Source organism: Pseudomonas sp. HP_08 (assembly GCF_055284095.1).
The window spans coordinates 69967-87376 of sequence record NZ_JBTOQC010000020.1 but is presented as its reverse complement, the minus strand read 5'-3'; the positions used below and the strand labels follow the sequence as shown (position 1 = coordinate 87376).

The following is a 17410-nucleotide window of genomic DNA, read 5'->3' as shown; positions in this document are numbered from 1 at the left end:
GCACTCGGTCGCGGGCAAGCGCGCTCCTACGGGGGGGGTCAGTGTCCGGGGGTCAGTGCTTCGGTGGTTGTCATGTGCTGGACCGGCTCGCTGCGCACTTCTCGCGCCAGGTTCCAGACCAGTACGGCCGCCACCAGATCGAAGGCGGCCAGCACGACAAATAGCGGGCTGTAGCCGATCTTGGTCACCAGGATGCCGAAGATCAGGGTAAACACCGCAGCGCCCAGGTAGCCGAACATGCCGCCCATGCCGGTTGCGGTCGCCACCTGGTCCTTGCTGAACGAGTCGGAGGTGATCGAATACAGCGCACCCGACAAGGTCTGGTGGGCAAAGCCGCCGATGCACAGCAGGGCGATGGCGGTGTACGGGCTTTCGACCAGGCCGATGCAGGCAGGGCCGATCATGCAGCTGGCACCGAACACCAGCACCATCTTGCGCGAGGTGAACAGCGATACCTTGAAGTACTTATGGAAGAACGGGCTCAGGTAGCCGCCCAGCACGCAGCCAATGTCGGCGGCCAGGAAGGGCAGCCAGGCGAACATCGCCACTTCCTTGATGTTCATGTGCCGCTCGGTCATCAGGTACAGCGGAATCCAGGCATTGAAGGTCTGCCAGGCCGGCTCCGAGAGAATGCGCGCCGAGGCGATGGCGTAGAAGTTGCGTTCCTTGAAGATCTTCTTCCAGGCGCCCTTCTCGCGCTTGGCGGTCTGAAAGTGCGCTTCCTGGCCGCTGAGGATGTAGTCGCGCTCCTCAAGGCTCAGGTACTTCTGGTCCTTGGGGTGCTTGTACAACAGCATCCACAACAGGGTCCAGATGATGCCCGATGCCCCGACGATCAGGAACGCCAGCTGCCAGCCACTGTGCAGGATGGCCCAGACCACCAGCGGCGGCGCCAGCAAGGCACCCAGTGACGAACCGATATTGAACCAGCCGATGGCGACCGAACGCTCTTTGGCCGGAAACCATTCGGTGGTGGCCTTGACGCCGGCGGGCAAGCCGGCCGCTTCGGTCATGCCCAGCAGGCCGCGCATGAACGCCATGCTTTGCCAGCCGGTCGCCAGGGCGGCGCCGGCGCAAGCCACCGACCAGGCCATGGCGAAGACGGCAAAGCCCAGCTTGGTGCCAATGAAATCGATAAACCAGCCGGCCACCGGCTGCATCAGGGCGTAACAGATCTGCCAGGCCGCGACGATTTTCGCGTACTGCTCGGTGGAGATCGACAGGTCGGTCATCAGGGTCGGTGCGGCGACCGACAGGGTGTTGCGGGCGAGATAGTTAACGACGAGCCCGGCCGTGACCAGGCTGACCATCCACCAACGGATGCCTTTTATTCTCATGGTTCACCAGAATTATTTTTAGAGGGGCGGTGATTGCCGGGGCGTCGAATAACGTCCTCGAGACAATTTGTTTCAAAATAATTCTGGCATGTTACCAGACGTCGTACAACGAATTTCAGATAGCCGATGGTCTATAGATCAGGGCGATAAAAACACAAAGAGTTATAACCTTAGATCTTATCTTCATAACCAACAGGCATATAAATCGCTATGCTGCCCGCCACTTTTTACCTGACACACAGATAACAGTGATTTAGGGCTTTGATAATGGATGTTGGCGGTTTTGGCTTTGTAGTAGCCGGCCTGGTGGTCGGTTTTATCGTCGGGATGACCGGCGTCGGTGGCGGTTCGTTGATGACGCCGATTCTGCTGTGGTTCGGCATCAACCCGGCAACCGCGGTGGGCACCGACCTGCTGTATGCGGCGATCACCAAGGCCGGTGGTGTGTACGTTCATAAGAAGAACGACAACATCGACTGGAAGATCACCGGCTGGCTGACCCTGGGCAGCGTGCCGGCGGTGCTGGTGACACTGGGCTTTCTCAACAGCCTGGACAGCTCGCCCGATGCACTCAATGCCATCATCAAGCAGGCGCTGGGCTTCGTGCTGTTGCTGACCGCCCTGGCCATCCTGTTCAAGAACCGTCTGCTGGCCTTTGCGCACAATCGCGTCGACGGCCATTCGTTGTTCAAGGACTCCAGCCTCAACCTGCTGACGGTCATCACCGGCGTGGTGCTGGGCACCATGGTTGCCCTGACCTCGATCGGCGCCGGCGCGCTGGGCACGGTGGCGCTGTTCATTCTTTACCCGCTGCTGCCGACCCGCCGCCTGGTGGGCACCGAAATCGCCCACGCGGTGCCGCTGACGCTGGTCGCCGGTATTGGCCATGCGAGTATGGGCAATATGAACTGGGAATTGCTCGGGTTTCTGTTGCTGGGCTCGTTGCCGGGTATCTACCTGGGCAGCCATATGGCCGGGCGCGTTTCCGACAATCTGCTGCGCCCTTGCCTGGCGGTGATGCTGGGATTGATCGGCTTCAAACTGGCGTTCTGATTATTTTTCGAAACGGTAATCCATTCTCGTTTCGTCCACATCCCTTTCACATCCTCTTCACGTTCGCGGCCTTAAAGTTACCCCACTCCTTTGATGAATCCCCTTGGCTCACCTCCCCCGGTGAGCCATTTTTTTTGCCTGTCTTTCCTGTCTTTCCTTTCTTTTGCTGAATGCCTTCAACGCACCTGAGTGTCAGCAGATGCCTTTGCGGCAGACACCATGACAGGCTCATGCAGCGGCACTAATTGTGCCAGTCGCTCGCTGCTGGTGCCGTTGACGACCTGAGTGCTCCACTGCCCGGCCACGCTGGCCAGCCAGGCAAGCAGCAACAACGCCATAAGCTGCAAGGTCCATTTGGTAATCGTCGCCATGTTGTGTCTCCCCTGTTGGTTTCGATGCCGGGGATATAACCACTGCTCTGTTGCAAAGCCATTGCAGCGCCCTCTTCAGGCCGACCGCTTATCTGTGCATCGGAACTCCACGTCCTGGGCGGCCTTCCATAACTCATAAGCTTTGAGGCTATGAACAAGGCACTGCCAAGGAGTCAGCCCATGCGCGAATCAGGCCGCAATCGTGTTGAAGTCGTTCTGTTGCCCACTGACAAGATCCTCGACCAGCACGAAGTCGTCGTGCATCAGGCATTGGGCCGGCAACTGGCGCAGTTACTGGGTGGCGAGTTTGTCGGCACCTTCGATGAAAAGGTGCATAACGGCCGCTCTGTGTATTTCGTGCCCTCCGATACGCTGGTCGACCCGCAGGCGTGTGAACACCTGAGCATTCACGGCAGCGACGACCTGTTCGGCGGTCTGGTCAGCGAGCCGTTCATGGCCACCAAAGCCATTTCCCATCCTTTGCCCGAAAACGCCAGCGCCCGTCCACCGGGCTGGTCCGAGGCCTTTCATCGTCAGGCAGGCGACGCGGTACTGGCAGGTTTCAGCGTGTTCAGCCAAGCCGATGCGCAGCACGCCGGGCAACAGCTGCTGGCCGGCGGCCCGGTACGCATCAAACCGGTACGCGCCACCGCCGGCCGCGGGCAGATCGTCGCCCGCGACCCAGGCGAACTGGCGGCAGCGCTGGCCGAACAGGACTTTGCCGAAGTGGCGCGCTGGGGCCTGGTGATCGAGGAAGATCTGCAGGACGTGATCACCTACAGCGTCGGCCAGGTGACGGTTGCAGGCGAAATGGCCAGTTATCACGGCACCCAGAGTCTGACCAAAGACAATCAGGGCGCCACCGTGTATGGCGGCTCATGCCTGTGGATCGTGCGCGGCGGCTTCGATGCACTGCTCGACCAGCCACTGGAAGCGCCCGTACGCCGTGCCGTGCAACAGGCCATCGCCTATGACCAGGCGGCCCTGGATTGCCTGCCGGGCTTTATCGCCTCACGGCGCAATTACGACATTGCCCAAGGCGTGAATGCCCGAGGCCATATGTGCTCCGGCGTGCTGGAGCAGTCGTGGCGTATCGGTGGCGCCAGCGCGGCAGAGATCCAGGCGTTGCTGGCTTTTGCAGAAGATCCCGGCCTGTCACGCATTCGCGTCTCGACCCATGAGGTCTATGGCGAATCGGCCCCTCTCCCTTCCAACGCTCAGGTGCTGTACGAGGGCGATGACCCTCAACTGGGCTTTCTTCGTAAATATATTCAGGTTCAGCCTTATGACAGTGCGCAGTGAAGACATTGAAATCGCCATCGGCCAGGACTCGGTCTCCGGCACCCTGCTGACCCCCAGCGCCAAGGTGCCGGGCATTCTGTTCGTGCACGGCTGGGGCGGCAGCCAGCAACGCGATCTGGCGCGGGCCAAGAACATTACCGGGCTGGGTTGCGTGTGCCTGACCTTCGACCTGCGTGGCCATGAACGCACCGAAGAACTGCGCGCCACGGTGTCGCGCGAGCACAGCCTGGACGACCTGCTGGCCGCCTACGACCGGCTGGTCAGCCACCCGACGGTCGACCCTGACGCCATCGCGGTGATCGGCAGCAGCTATGGCGGTTATCTGGCGACGATTCTGAGCAGCCTGCGCCCGGTGAAGTGGCTGGCGTTGCGGGTGCCGGCGCTGTATTGGGATGCCGACTGGGACATGCCCAAGCAGGCGCTGGACCGCGACAAGCTGGCGCATTACCGCCGCTCGGTGGTCACCGCTGCCGATAACCGCGCGCTGGCGGCGTGCAAGGAGTTCAAGGGGGATGTGCTGCTGGTCGAATCAGAGACGGACGACTATGTGCCGCACGCGACCCTGATGAGTTATCGCAGCGCGTTCGAACGCGCACATTCGCTGACCTATCGAGTGGTGGATGGCGCCGATCATGCGCTGTCCAGCGACATCAGCCAGAGCGTCTACAGCGCGATGCTGACCAACTGGATCAGCGAAATGGTGATCGGTGACCGCCTGACGGACTATCCCCATCATTCGGCCACCCTGTCTTGAGTCAACAGCCTTGAATCAATAGCGCGCCGGGCCCGAGACATGCCGTGGTCCGGCAACGATCCAGGCCAGCACACCGACAATCGGCACCGCGACAATGCCAATGATCCACATGGCCTTGTTACTGGCGCTGGTATGGCTGGAGCGGACCCTCATTACGGCCCACAAGTCCGACAGAATGATAAGTGCGGCGAGCAACAGCGCTCCCCACAGACCTGCTTCTGACATAGGCATCTGAAACCTCCTGACCTTTCGGTATCTCCAGCGCCAAACGCGACGCTCTTGAATAGAAGAGGCCGGCGCGGGCAGAAAAGTTCAGAGAAGTCGGATAAAACGCAGGGGGATTCAAAAGCAATGCGACCACCGGTGAGGGTGGTCGCAAAGTGGGGTGCAGATACAGCCGGGTTTTACCTCACGTCACAGGCGCCGGATTGAACAGGGCCAGGTCGTTGTGCAGACGGTAATGCTCGGTCCAGGTCTTCTTCTTGCCGCTGGCCACGTCCAGGTAGTAGTGGAACAGCTCCCAACCCAGGTCTTCGATGCTCGCGCGACCGGTGGCAATACGCCCGGCATCGATGTCGATCAGATCGGGCCAGCGCTGGGCCAGCTCGGTGCGGGTCGAGACCTTGACCACCGGCGCCATAGCCAGCCCGTACGGCGTGCCGCGACCGGTGGTGAACACGTGCAGGTTCATGCCCGCGGCCAGTTGCAGCGTGCCGCAGATGAAATCGCTGGCCGGCGTGGCGCAGAAGATCAGGCCTTTACGGCTGACCCTTTCACCTGGCCCGACCACACCATTGATGGCGCTGTTGCCGGACTTGACGATCGACCCGAGGGATTTCTCGACAATGTTCGACAGCCCGCCCTTCTTGTTGCCCGGCGTGGTGTTGGCGCTGCGGTCAGCCTCGCCCTTGGCCAGGTAACGGTCGTACCAGTCCATTTCGCGCACCAGGCCTTCGGCCACTTCCTGGGTTTCGGCCCGGGAAGTGAGCAGGTAGATGGCGTCGCGCACTTCGGTGACTTCGGAAAACATCACCGTCGCGCCAGCACGCAGCAGCAGGTCGGAGGCGTAGCCCAGTGCCGGGTTGGCGGTGATGCCGGAAAACGCATCGCTGCCGCCGCACTGCATGCCCAGAATCAGCTCGGACGCCGGCACGGTCTCGCGACGGCGCAGGTCGAGCTTTTTCAGGCGCACTTCGGCCAGGTCCATGATCTGCTCGATCATTTCGTTGAAGCCGTTGCCGGCGTCCTGCAAGCGGTACTGCCACTGGTCGCTGAGATCGACCGACAGATCGTTCTCGTGCATGACCTGGCCGGCCTGCAATTTCTCGCAGCCCAGGCTGATCACCAGGGCTTCGCCACCCAGGTTCGGGTTGCGCGCCAGGTTGCGCACGGTGCGGATCGGAATATAGGCATCGGTCGCCGAGATCGCCACGCCACAGCCATAGGTGTGGGTCAGGGCAACCACGTCGTCGACGTTGGGGTACTTGGGCAGCAGCTCATCGCGGATGCGCTTGACCGCATGCCCCAGAACGCCGGCCACACACTGCACGGTGGTGGTGATACCGAGGATGTTGCGGGTGCCGACGGTGCCGTCGGCATTGCGGTAACCCTCGAAGGTGAAGCCTTCCAGCGGCGCCTCTTTCTCCGGCACCGCGTCGGACATCGGCAGCTTGTCCAGCTCGGGCGCCGACGGCATGCGCAGCAAGTCTTCCCTAACCCAACTACCGCGCGGGATCGGTTGCAAGGCATAGCCGATGGTCTGGCCGTAGCGGATCACAGGATCCCCTTCGCCCAGGTCGACGGTGCTGATCTTGTGGCTTTGCGGGACGTTATCGACCGTCTCCAGGCCATCATCGAATCGGGTGCCGGCAGGCACACCCTGGTCATTGACCACCACGACCACGTTATCCAGCGGGTGAAGCCGGATATGCCGTGGCGAATCGGCATGTTGAATCAGGTTCATCACGGTTTCCTCAGGATTTGGCTTGGGAAAGGTCGCTGTTCAGCGCTGGCCCCTGTGCAGGCGGCTCTTTCAATTCCACACGCTTGATGTCTCCTACGATAAAGATGTAGCTGATGACGGCCAGCAGTGCGTTGGCACCGACGAACACCAGTGCCCACTTGAACGAGCCGGTGCTGCTGATGATGTAGCCGATCACGATCGGGGTGGTGATCGAAGCGATGTTACCGAAGGTGTTGAACAGGCCACCACTGAGACCGGCGATCTGTTTTGGCGACACATCGGACATGACAGCCCAGCCCAGTGCGCCCACGCCCTTGCCGAAGAATGCCAGAGCCATGAAGCCGACCACGACCCACTCTACGTCGACGTAGTTACAGGTCACGATGGAGGTCGACAGCAGCAGGCCGAAGATGATCGGTGCCTTGCGGGCGAAGGTCAGCGAGTGGCCCTTGCGCAGCAGGTAGTCGGAAATCACCCCGCCCAGTACACCGCCGATAAAGCCGCAAATAGCCGGCAAGGAGGCGATGATGCCGGCCTTGAGGATGGTCATGCCGCGTTCCTGAACCAGGTACACCGGGAACCAGGTCAGGAAGAAGTAGGTGATGCCGTTGATGCAGTACTGGCTGAGGTAGATACCCAGCATCATGCGGTTGGTCAGCAGCTGGCGGATGTAATCCCACTTCGGACCGCTGTTGGCGGCCTTTTCCTTGCCTTTGCCCTTGTCCTGGTCCATGTCGACCATGCCGCCATTGCTGGCGATGTACTCAAGCTCGGCTTCGTTGATGCGCGGGTGCTGACGCGGGCTGTAGATGACTTTCATCCAGATGCCCGAGAACACGATACCGGCCGCGCCCATGACGATGAACACGTGCTGCCAGCCGTAGGTGAAAACAATCCAGCCCATGAGCGGTGCGAACAACACGGTGGCGAAGTATTGCGCCGAGTTGAAGATCGCAGAGGCCGTGCCGCGTTCAGCGGTCGGGAACCAGGCGGCGACGATACGTGCGTTGCCCGGGAACGATGGTGCCTCGGCCAGACCGACCAGAAAGCGCAGCATGAACAGCGCGACGATGGCGGTGGAGATGCCGAACTCACCTACATAGCCTTGCAGCAAGGTGAACAGCGACCAGGTGAAAATGCTGATGGCATAGACTTTCTTCGAGCCGAAACGGTCGAGCAGCCAACCGCCAGGAATCTGACCGGCCACGTAGGCCCAGCCAAATGCGGAGAAGATATAACCCAGGGTTACGGCAGTGATGCCGAGGTCTTTCTGCAGGCTGGAACCTGCGATTGCGATGGTGGCACGGTCGGCGTAGTTGATTGTGGTGACCAGAAACAGCATCAACAGGATCAAATAGCGGACGTGCGTCGGCTTGGACTTTTGCATTCGGTAGAACTCCCACTCATTATTTTTTTTACGCGGGTGATGCTGTTTTTTGGGTATAGCGCTGCAGGCCCCTTGGAATCGTTGGTGGCGACAACGGATTCCACCTGCAGAGGGTCCAACGACAAAGACCGCGGAGCGTACTCAGCGGCCTTTGCCTGTCGGGGGAGTTACTGCGGGCCTTGCTTGTCCATCAGCGCGGCGAGCAGGTCGACCTCTTCCGGGGTCAGGTCGGTCAGCGGTGCGCGAACCGGGCCTGCGTCATAGCCTGCGATCTTGGCGCCGGCCTTGACGATGCTGACGGCATAGCCGGATTTGCGGTTACGCAGGTCCAGGTATGGCAGGAAGAAATCGTCGATGTACTTGCCAACGGTCTCGTGATCGTCACGGGCAATGGCGTGGTAGAAGTTCATCGCCAGCTTCGGTACGAAGTTGAATACGGCAGACGAGTAAACCGGTACGCCCAGGGCCTTGTAGGCAGCGGCGTAGACTTCAGCGGTCGGCAGACCACCCAGGTACGAGAAGCGGTCGCCCAGACGGCGGCGGATCGAAACCATCAGTTCGATATCACCCAGGCCATCTTTGTAGCCGATCAGGTTCTCATTGCGCTCGGCCAGTTTTTCCAGCAGTGGCGCGGTCAGGCGGCAGACGTTGCGGTTGTAGACCACGACGCCGATCTTGACCGACTTGCACACCGCTTCAACGTGGGCGGCAACGCCGTCCTGGCTGGCTTCGGTCAGGTAGTGAGGCAGCAGCAGCAGGCCTTTGGCACCCAGACGCTCGGCTTCCTGGGCCATTTCGATGGCTTGACGGGTCGGGCCACCGACACCGGCCAGGATTGGCACAGTCTTCTCGCAGGTATCGACGGCAGTCTTGATGATCTGCGAGTACTCACCGGAGGTCAGGGAGAAGAACTCACCGGTACCGCCAGCGGCGAACAGGGCGCTTGCGCCGTAAGGGGCCAGCCATTCCAGGCGCTTGATGTAGCCTTCGCGGTTGAAATCGCCTTGGGCATTGAAGTCAGTGACAGGAAAAGACAGCAAACCGTGGGAAAGGATGGACTTGAGTTCTTGTGGATTCATTGTTCAAACACCCTGGGGGACATTGTTGTAGTAAGTAACTCATCAGCCTGAGTGCCGATGTCGTAAGTCATCGTACAACTGAAAATAAAATGTCTCAACAGGGATTTGCAGAATTTTTCCCAAGGGCACTGCTTGCTGGCGTTAACGCCTTGATTACTGGGGATTTTAATGAGGAAAAGACGACGAAAGTCGTACGATCACCGCACATCCTCATAAGGACATGCGGGTCGCGTAGGGGCCGTGTTCAATCAGGCGTTTTGCGCAGCCGCTTCTTCGTGGGCGTGGCGCAGGCGTTCGCGGCTGTTGGTCAGGTGCAAGCGCATCGCGGCGCGCGCGGCGTCGGCGTCCTGGCGGGCGATGGCTTCGTAGATCTCTTCATGCTCGCGGCTCAGGCGCACCATATAGTGCTGCTGGTCGTCATGGGCCAGGCGTGCCGAGTTCAGACGGGTACGCGGAATGATGCTGGCACCCAGGTGGGTCATGATGTCGGTGAAGTAGCGGTTGCCGGTCGACAGGGCAATCTGCAGGTGAAACTGGAAGTCCATGGCCACCGCATCACTGGCGTGGGCAGCGCTTTCGTTCAGGGCATCGAGGGCGGCGCGCATGGCGGCCAGTTGCTCATCGGTGCGACGTTGCGCGGCAAGCCCTGCGGTCTCGACTTCAAGGCTGATGCGCAACTCAAGAATGGCCAGCACATCACGCAGGGTGACGATGGTTGCAGGATCGATGCGGAAACCGCTGGTGCTCGGCATGTCGAGCACGAAGGTACCGATGCCATGGCGGGTCTCTACCAGCCCCGACGCTTGCAGGCGGGAAATGGCCTCGCGCACCACGGTGCGGCTGACGCCCTGCTCTTCCATGATGGCCGACTCGGTTGGCAGCTTGTCGCCACGCTTGAGTTGCCCGGAGCGGATACGTTCGGACAGCTCGGTCACCAGTTCCTGCGCAAGACTGCGATGTTTACGGCGTGCGCGGGGTGGAGCGCTTTGATTTTCCATATCCTGCAACGGTCTTCTCAATGGGTATGACGGGCAATCATAGCGCAGCGGTTGTACGATCACACGCCATGAAAACGCAAGTAAGCCAGTCGGTCGAGCATCGACCGGCTGACACGGGATAACCGCTCATCGCTGCTGGCACCGCTACCGCTCAAGCCTGCGGTTTTGCGGACAGGGCCAGAATATTCAGCGACGAACCGGACGTTTCTGCAATTTGCGCTGCAAGGTGCGCCGGTGCATGCCCAAGGCACGTGCGGTCGCGGAAATATTGCCTTCATGCTCGGTCAGCACACGCTGGATGTGCTCCCACTGCAGGCGGTCCACCGACATCGGGTTTTCCGGCACCAGATTGTCGAGGTTGGCGTGCTCGGACAGCAAGGCCGCCAGCACATCGTCGGCATCGGCCGGCTTGCACAGGTAGTTGCAGGCGCCGCGCTTGATGGCCTCGACCGCCGTGGCAATGCTCGAATAGCCGGTGAGAATCACCACGCGCATGTCCGGGTCCAGTTCGAGCAACTTGGGCAATAGCACCAGCCCCGAGTCGCCGTCCATTTTCAGGTCCAGCGCTGCGTATTCGGGAATGTCCTGCTGGGCCAGCACCAGCCCCTCTTCAGCGGAACCTGCGGTACTGACGCGAAAGCCGCGGCGGGTCATTGCCCGGGCCATGACCCGGGTAAAGGTGGCGTCGTCATCGACCAGCAGCAGGTGCGGCAGCTCTTCGCCATCGACCTGTTCGACCTCAATCTCTTCACTCATGCTTGTTCTCCTCGCTTGTCACGCGGCAGACGCAATTCAGTGAGCGTGCCGCCTTCTTCGTGACGATAGAGCCTGACCGAACCACCCGCACGGGTGACACTGGCCTTGCTCAGAAACAGACCCAGGCCGAAGCCTTTGCCCTTGGTGGTGAAAAACGGTTTGCCGATCTGCTCGGCAATGGCCGGCGGCACGCCCAGACCGTGGTCGCGGATGCTCAGGCAGATTTCGTTGCTGTCCCAGTCCAGCGACACTTGCAAATTGTCCGGGCTGGCATCGGCGGCATTGTTAAGCAGGTTAAGCAGCGCCTGGGTCAGGTCCGGCGGCGGCGCCAGCATCGGCACGCTGCCCTGGCCCAGTTGCTGGAAACGATAACTGACTTCCGGGCGCATCAGGTGCCAGCGGTTCAGCGACTCATCCAGCCAGCGCGACACAGTCTGGAACTCCACGGCCATGCGCCGGTTGGCCTCGGCGGCGCGCACCAGGTGCTGCAAGGTGTGCTTGCACTGCCCGACCTGTTCCTGCAGCACCGCCAGATCGTCCTGCAAGCCTGGATCATGGTGGTCCTGACGCATTTCGTTGAGCAGCACGCTCATGGTCGCCAGCGGCGTGCCCAGTTCGTGGGCCGCGCCGGCGGCCTGGGTCGCAACAGCCAGCAATTGCTCGTCGCGCAGGCCCTCTTCGCGGCGCTCGGCGCGCAGGTGTTCCTGGCGACGCAGCTCTTCGGCCATGCGGGCGGCAAAAAAGGTAATCACCCCGGCGGCCAGCACAAAGCTCAGCCACATGCCGTAGACCTGCATGTTTTCCCGGGAGATGGGGTAGTTTTCCAAAGGATAGGCCTGCGACAGCAGCCAGGTATAGAGCGCCAGCGCAATACCCGACAGAACCAGCGAATAGCGCCACGGCAAAGTCACCGCGGCGATGGTCAGCGGCACCAGGTAATAAGAGACGAACGGGTTGGTCGAGCCGCCGGAAAAATACAGCAGCGCACTGTGGATGATCAGGTCCAGCGCCAGTTGCAGGGCATATTCCTGCTCGGTCACCATCCACGGCGTACGCAGGCGAATGGCGGTCAGGGCGCAGAGGATGGCCGAGCAGCCCAGAGTGATCGACAGTTGCAGCCACGGCAGCGGCAGCACATCGAACAGCCAGGCGATGCCGACGGAGCCGGCCTGGGCGGCCAGCACCATGATGCGGATAAACGTCAGGCGCCACAGGTTTTGCCGTGTGGCCGAAAGCATTTGGACGGGGACGAGCATGCGCTCTCCTGGTAGGACTGTTGCCGTGTGAATCCGGCCGAGTATAACCAGCCACGGGCCAGAACCGGGAATCCTGCGGCAATGCGCCACAGCATTGGCGCAGCAATCTTTTGTGCCATCCTGGCGCGCCACGCCCGGAACCGCACCCAAGGTGCGAAGTCTGATTGCAGGTGCCGTCCAACAGCCGTTGGAGGCTGTCAGCCAACAAGGAGTTCCCATGTTCAAGCTTCGTCCTGCCGCCGCTTTCCTGGCCCTGAGCGCTACTGTCATGGCGAGTGCGTCTTTCGCCGCCGATGAGCCGCGCTTCAATCAGGTGTCGCTGCGTGCTGAAGTCAACAAGGAAGTCGCCCGCGACCTGATGCAGGTCACCCTGTATACCGAAGCCCAGGACCGCGATCCGGGCAAGCTGGCGGCGCAGATCACCGAAGCCCTGAACAAGGCCGTCGGCCAGGCGCGCCAGGTCAAAGGCGTCGAGATTCGCCAGGGCAGCCGCAACAGCTCGCCGATCTACGACGATAAAGGGCAAAAGATCACCGCCTGGCGCGAGCGCGCCGAAGTACGCCTTGAAAGCGCCGACTTCGCCGCCCTGTCGCAACTGACCGGCGAGCTGCTGACCACCCTGAAAATGGACAGCATGAACTTCGCCATTTCGTCGGCCACCCGCAAGACCAGCGAAGACGATCTGCTCAAGGAAGCTGTCACGGCCTTCAAGGCCCGCGCGCAACTGGTGACCGACGCCATGGGCGGTCAGGGCTACAAAGTGGTCAACCTGAACCTCAACACCTCGGGTTATCCACAGCCTTACCTGCGTGACGCCGCACCGATGATGATGAAGGCCAGCCGTGCTGAAGCGGTGACACCGGATGTCGAAGCCGGGACCAGCAAGGTCAGCATCACCGCCGATGGCGTCATCGAAGTGCAAGTGCCATAACCCGACACCCTCCTCTCGTCCGGGCGATATCCGCCCGGACATGCCGAAAAATCCCACCTCTGCCGTCGCCCCCGTCTGATTTTCATCCTCGCCACACTCCGTAGACTCGGCCCTTCTAAATATCCACTTACACAAACATTTCTTAAGTTACAGACAACTTAATAGAAGGGAATCACGGATGAATCCTGTCATCTCGCCTGCGCGCCGCGCCCGGCATCGCCTGTTAACGCTGCTGGCCCACGGCAAGCCCCGGCATCAGCGTAACGAACACAGGCTGGCGACCGGCCAATTGCACAGCCGCTTCGCCCTGGAACAACTGACCGGGTTGGCACAACGCTGCATGGAACCCGAGTTTGTCCTGCTGATGGCACCGGTGTTCGGCCTGGACCTTGAGCCGCAGGTCTACCTGAAGCTGCAAGCCGCGCTGCAACAGGGAAGCGTCGAAAACCCCGAATGCCGCGTCGTGACCGAGGGCTTCTACCCCGCCGAGTACGACAGCCGCGAGCGTGTCCTGCGTATTCACAGTGCCGCGCTTGATTACGTGCAGGCCAACCCGGACGCCGCCTGGGAGTTGCTGGAAATACTGCTGCATGAGTTCGGCCATCACCTGGACACCCTGCTGCGCGAGGACTTCGCCGAGGGCCAAGCGGTGCGCGGCGATGCGCCGCAAGAGGAAGGCTGCCGTTACGTGCAGCGCATGGCCAGTGCCGGCTGGCCCGCACAGGCCTGGTTGCCCATCGCCAGCTACCTGAATGATGAAGGCCATGCCATCACCCTTCATGTCGAACCGCGCCGGGCCTTGCAGAAGATCCGCGCGCGGCAGGCCACCGCACACTCGCACCGGCAAGGCGCAGCCCTTGATGGCCGCGAACACTTCGAGGCCAGCGGTGAGGCGCCAGGCACTTTCAGCCACGAACGCATCGAAAAAAGCCTCACAGCGCTGGGCTTCAGCGAACCGGAGCGCCAGGCGGTGTATTTTGGCAACTGGCTGCGCGACTACTCGCAGTTGCTGGACCCCAAGCTGGTGCGTGGCGCCGGCATGCCGAAAAACTTCCCCCGCGTGATGTCCCGCGAGGCGCTGACCGAGATCGTGGATATTCTGGCGGCGCGCAAGTTTGCCGACCTGCGCTTGCAAGACAGCGCCAGCTTTATCGTTACCCCCGAGCGACTGGGGGTTTACCGCCCCAGCGAGCATATCGACAACCCGCGTATCGAGCCGCCGGCACCGTTCGATGCGGCCGGGCGCGATGCGGATTTCGAACCGTGGGTCATGGCCGGCGACGCGCTGCTGGAAGTGGACCCCGACACCTCGATCAAGCGCTATCTGCACCACTCGGTGGCGTACATGCACGAGCAACTGCGCCTGACCCAGCAAGCAGGCCGCACACCTGAAGGCCTGCGCCACTTTGGCGCTGCGCTGCATGTGCTCGAAGACCTGTTTGCCCACGCCAATCTGGTCGAACTGGGCCTGATCAAGCTGGGTTATCCGGTGCTGCCATGGACGTCGGCGGCGGACTGTAAATGGACGTTGCCCCTGGTCACCGGGCGCTTTGGCGGCACCGATATCATTGCCAGCCTGGCGCAACCCATTGCCCACCTGGTGGCCCCGACCGAGAACTGGGCGTTCACCCCGGCAACTCCCGGCGATCGCTCCGACACCGACAGGATGTTGCTGGTGCTGCTCAGCGAACACCCCAACGACACCTGGCTGAACGCCTATAACGAGATGCTCGACGTCCGCGACGCCTTGAGTGCCAGCCCGGTGCTTAACGCCGCACGCCTTTATATATGGTCCAGAAGCGCACCGTTCCGGCTGCTCGGCAACGCTTATCACACGGTTCTGCAAGGCCTGATGACCTTGCTGGGCAACAGCGTCGATGATGCCCAGACCCTGCTCGGCGGCGACCCCAACACCAACGGTTCGACCGACCCGTCGCACTCGCAACTGGCCAAGGACCATGCCGAGCACCCGTTGCATGAGCCCGCAGCGATGCTCGCCGGCGCGGCGATCACTCGCGTGGCCCAGGCGATGCTCGAACATTGGCGAGGTGTGCCCGGTGCAGACCCGTTGGCGGTGGCCAGCGACTATTTCAAGCACCCCAACGACAGCGACTGGCAAGACCGGATGCTGGCCGAATGGGCGCAGAACAACCCTGAACAGATCGAGCGCGCCAGCTCCAGTTCGGAAATGAACACGTTGCAGGAAGACATACAGAAACTGGCGGTCGTCAGCCTGGAAAATTTCAGGCAGGAAAGCCAGTCGACCTGGGACTACATCAGCAGCTATCTCAAACAGTGGCTCGACAAGACGCCGCCGCCCGGTGCCGATGCCGCGCCGTCATGATGGCGTACGGTTCTTGTAGAAAAAGCAGACAGTGCGGCATGCTCCGCCAACACTTTCTGCTGCCTTCGAGGACTTCATGGACAAGACCGTCTTCCACCCGCTGCTGTTGACTGCCGCCCTGCTGGCCTGCGCACCTGTCGCGCAGGCCGCCAGCACCCTGGTGTATTGCTCCGAAGCCAGCCCGGCAGGCTTTGATCCGAGCCAGTACACCAGCGGCACCGATTTCGATGCATCGGCTGAAACGGTGTTCAACCGCCTGACCCAGTTCAAACGCGGCGGCACCGAGGTCGAGCCGGGCCTGGCCACCGGTTGGGAGGTGGCCAGCGACGGCCTGAGCTACACCTTCAAACTGCGCCAGGGCGTGAAATTTCACACCACCGACTACTTCACCCCGAGCCGCGACTTCAACGCCGATGACGTGCTGTTCACCTTCAATCGCCTGCTCGACAAAGACCAGCCGTTTCGCAAGGCTTACCCGTCCGAATCGCCCTACTTCACCGACATGGGCCTGAACACCACGATCAAAAGCGTCGAAAAACTCGACGACAACACCGTGCGCTTCAACCTCAACAACGTCGACGCCGCCTTCGTGCAGAACCTGGCCATGAGCTTTGCCTCGATCCAGTCGGCGGAATACGCCGAGCAGTTGCTCAAGCAGGGCAAGGCCGCCGACCTGAACCAGAAGCCGGTCGGCACCGGACCGTTCGTGTTCAAGCGCTACCAGAAGGATTCGCAGATCCGCTATGCCGCCAACACGGCGTACTGGAAGCCTGAAGATGTGAAGATCGACAACCTGATTTTCGCCATCAACACCGATGCCGCCGTGCGCCTGCAAAAGCTCAAGGCCGGCGAGTGCCATGTCAGCGGCTACCCGCGCCCGCAGGACATCGAAGACATCGCCAAGGACCCGAACCTCAAGGTGCTCAGCCAGCCCGGTTTCAACCTGGGCTTTCTGGCCTATAACGTGACCCACCCGCCGCTGGACCAACTGAAAGTGCGCCAGGCGCTGGACATGGCCATCGACAAGCCGGCGATCATCAAGGCGGTGTACCGCAGCGCCGGGCAACTGGCCGAGAACGCCCTGCCACCGGGCCAGTGGGGTTTCGACCCGACGATCAAGGACGCCCCGCACGACCCGGAAAAAGCCCGCCAGTTGCTCAAGGAAGCCGGTATTGCGCCGGGCACAGTGATCAACCTGTGGGCGATGACCGTTCAACGCGCCTCCAACCCCAATGCCCGGCTGTCGGCGCAGATGATCCAGGCCGACTGGGACAAGATCGGCATCAAGGCCAACATCGTCAGTTATGAATGGGGCGAGTACATCAAGCGCGCCAAGGCCGGCGAACATGACGCCATGATCTACGGCTGGACCGGCGACAACGGCGACCCGGACAACTGGCTCGGCGTGCTGTACAGCTGCGCGGCGGTCAAGGGCAGCAACTACGCCAAATGGTGCGACCCGGCCTACGACAAGCTGGTGCAACAGGCCAAAGTAGCCGCCTCGCAGGATGAACGCATCACGCTGTACAAACAGGCCCAGCAGATTCTCAAGAGCCAGGTGCCGATCACCCCGATCGCCAACTCCAAAGTGTTCCAGCCGATGCGCAAAGAGGTCCAGGACTTCAAGATCAGCCCGTTTGGTCTGACGCCGTTTTATGGGGTGAGCCTGAATAAATAGCCTGTGGTGGACGCGGCCAGTAGGTGTGTGTGCTTCAGGCACGGGCAAGTAACACTTGTGGCCCCAATGGGGTGCAGGGAGCGCCCGCGATTGTCCTACAACTCCTGAAAAACTAATGGCAAAAAGCCTTAGCAAACGTTCAACTTCCGCGATTTCGTATAACTTTGCGACATTCTTGTACGACCTCCTTACAAACTGGCC

The 17410-nt window shown here is 61.2% G+C and carries 15 protein-coding genes; 6 read left to right on the top strand and 9 right to left on the bottom strand.

Annotation, left to right across the window (positions count from 1 at the left end; translation table 11 throughout):
• Positions 1-38 precede the first annotated feature (38 nt).
• The gene (locus ACYAS9_RS18270; RefSeq protein WP_463569672.1) at positions 39-1337 is read right to left on the bottom strand and encodes an MFS transporter; all 1299 of its coding nucleotides are present in this window, start codon (positions 1335-1337) and stop codon (positions 39-41) included.
• Positions 1338-1604: 267 nt separating this feature from the next.
• Between ACYAS9_RS18270 and ACYAS9_RS18265 the strand changes: the two genes are divergently transcribed.
• On the top strand, positions 1605-2390 hold the full coding sequence (locus ACYAS9_RS18265) for a sulfite exporter TauE/SafE family protein (RefSeq protein WP_463569671.1): 786 nt from the start codon (positions 1605-1607) through the stop codon (positions 2388-2390).
• 176 nt (positions 2391-2566) lie between these two features.
• Here ACYAS9_RS18265 and ACYAS9_RS18260 read toward each other — a convergent pair whose 3' ends face one another.
• On the bottom strand, positions 2567-2761 hold the full coding sequence (locus tag ACYAS9_RS18260) for a hypothetical protein (protein ID WP_463569670.1): 195 nt from the start codon (positions 2759-2761) through the stop codon (positions 2567-2569).
• 180 nt (positions 2762-2941) lie between these two features.
• Here ACYAS9_RS18260 and ACYAS9_RS18255 point away from each other — a divergent pair, with 180 nt between their 5' ends.
• Positions 2942-4063, top strand: coding sequence for a DUF3182 family protein (locus ACYAS9_RS18255; protein WP_463569669.1), 1122 nt, complete (start codon positions 2942-2944; stop codon positions 4061-4063).
• Positions 4047-4817 (top strand): alpha/beta hydrolase family protein, encoded by a 771-nt coding sequence (locus ACYAS9_RS18250; protein ID WP_463569668.1) that lies wholly within the window; start codon positions 4047-4049, stop codon positions 4815-4817. The genes ACYAS9_RS18255 and ACYAS9_RS18250 overlap by 17 nt, the downstream gene beginning before the upstream one ends.
• Before the next feature lie 15 nt (positions 4818-4832).
• Here the strand turns inward: ACYAS9_RS18250 and ACYAS9_RS18245 are convergent, their stop codons facing one another.
• From ACYAS9_RS18245 to ACYAS9_RS18215, 7 genes are all read right to left on the bottom strand, one after another.
• Complete coding sequence (locus ACYAS9_RS18245; protein ID WP_463569667.1) at positions 4833-5048, bottom strand: PLD nuclease N-terminal domain-containing protein; 216 nt, start codon at positions 5046-5048, stop codon at positions 4833-4835.
• A gap of 178 nt (positions 5049-5226) precedes the next feature.
• A complete protein-coding gene (gene garD / locus ACYAS9_RS18240; RefSeq protein WP_463569666.1) occupies positions 5227-6780 on the bottom strand; it encodes a galactarate dehydratase in 1554 nt (517 codons plus the stop codon).
• A 10-nt stretch (positions 6781-6790) separates the two neighbouring features.
• Positions 6791-8167 carry an MFS transporter gene (locus ACYAS9_RS18235; protein WP_463569665.1) on the bottom strand — a complete coding sequence of 459 codons (1377 nt, stop codon included), beginning with the start codon at positions 8165-8167 and terminating at the stop codon, positions 6791-6793.
• A 167-nt stretch (positions 8168-8334) separates the two neighbouring features.
• Positions 8335-9246 (bottom strand): 5-dehydro-4-deoxyglucarate dehydratase, encoded by a 912-nt coding sequence (kdgD, locus tag ACYAS9_RS18230; protein WP_459748843.1) that lies wholly within the window; start codon positions 9244-9246, stop codon positions 8335-8337.
• 248 nt (positions 9247-9494) lie between these two features.
• Positions 9495-10244: a FadR/GntR family transcriptional regulator gene (locus tag ACYAS9_RS18225; RefSeq protein WP_463569664.1), complete on the bottom strand. Its 750-nt coding sequence runs from the start codon at positions 10242-10244 to the stop codon at positions 9495-9497.
• A gap of 186 nt (positions 10245-10430) precedes the next feature.
• Complete coding sequence (locus tag ACYAS9_RS18220; protein ID WP_463569663.1) at positions 10431-11000, bottom strand: response regulator transcription factor; 570 nt, start codon at positions 10998-11000, stop codon at positions 10431-10433.
• Entirely contained in the window at positions 10997-12256 is a 1260-nt protein-coding gene (locus ACYAS9_RS18215) for an ATP-binding protein (RefSeq protein WP_463569662.1), read from the bottom strand. Before ACYAS9_RS18215 ends, ACYAS9_RS18220 begins: the two co-directional genes overlap by 4 nt.
• A gap of 217 nt (positions 12257-12473) precedes the next feature.
• On the opposite strand from ACYAS9_RS18215, the gene ACYAS9_RS18210 reads away from it, so the two are divergent.
• The 3 genes from ACYAS9_RS18210 to ACYAS9_RS18200 all read left to right on the top strand — a co-directional run bounded on the left by ACYAS9_RS18210 (position 12474) and on the right by ACYAS9_RS18200 (position 17209).
• Positions 12474-13187, top strand: coding sequence for an SIMPL domain-containing protein (locus ACYAS9_RS18210; protein WP_463569661.1), 714 nt, complete (start codon positions 12474-12476; stop codon positions 13185-13187).
• A 178-nt stretch (positions 13188-13365) separates the two neighbouring features.
• The gene (locus ACYAS9_RS18205; RefSeq protein ID WP_463569660.1) at positions 13366-15531 is read left to right on the top strand and encodes an HET-C-related protein; all 2166 of its coding nucleotides are present in this window, start codon (positions 13366-13368) and stop codon (positions 15529-15531) included.
• Between the two features lie 76 nt (positions 15532-15607).
• Positions 15608-17209 carry an ABC transporter substrate-binding protein gene (locus ACYAS9_RS18200; protein WP_463569659.1) on the top strand — a complete coding sequence of 534 codons (1602 nt, stop codon included), beginning with the start codon at positions 15608-15610 and terminating at the stop codon, positions 17207-17209.
• Positions 17210-17410 lie beyond the last annotated feature (201 nt).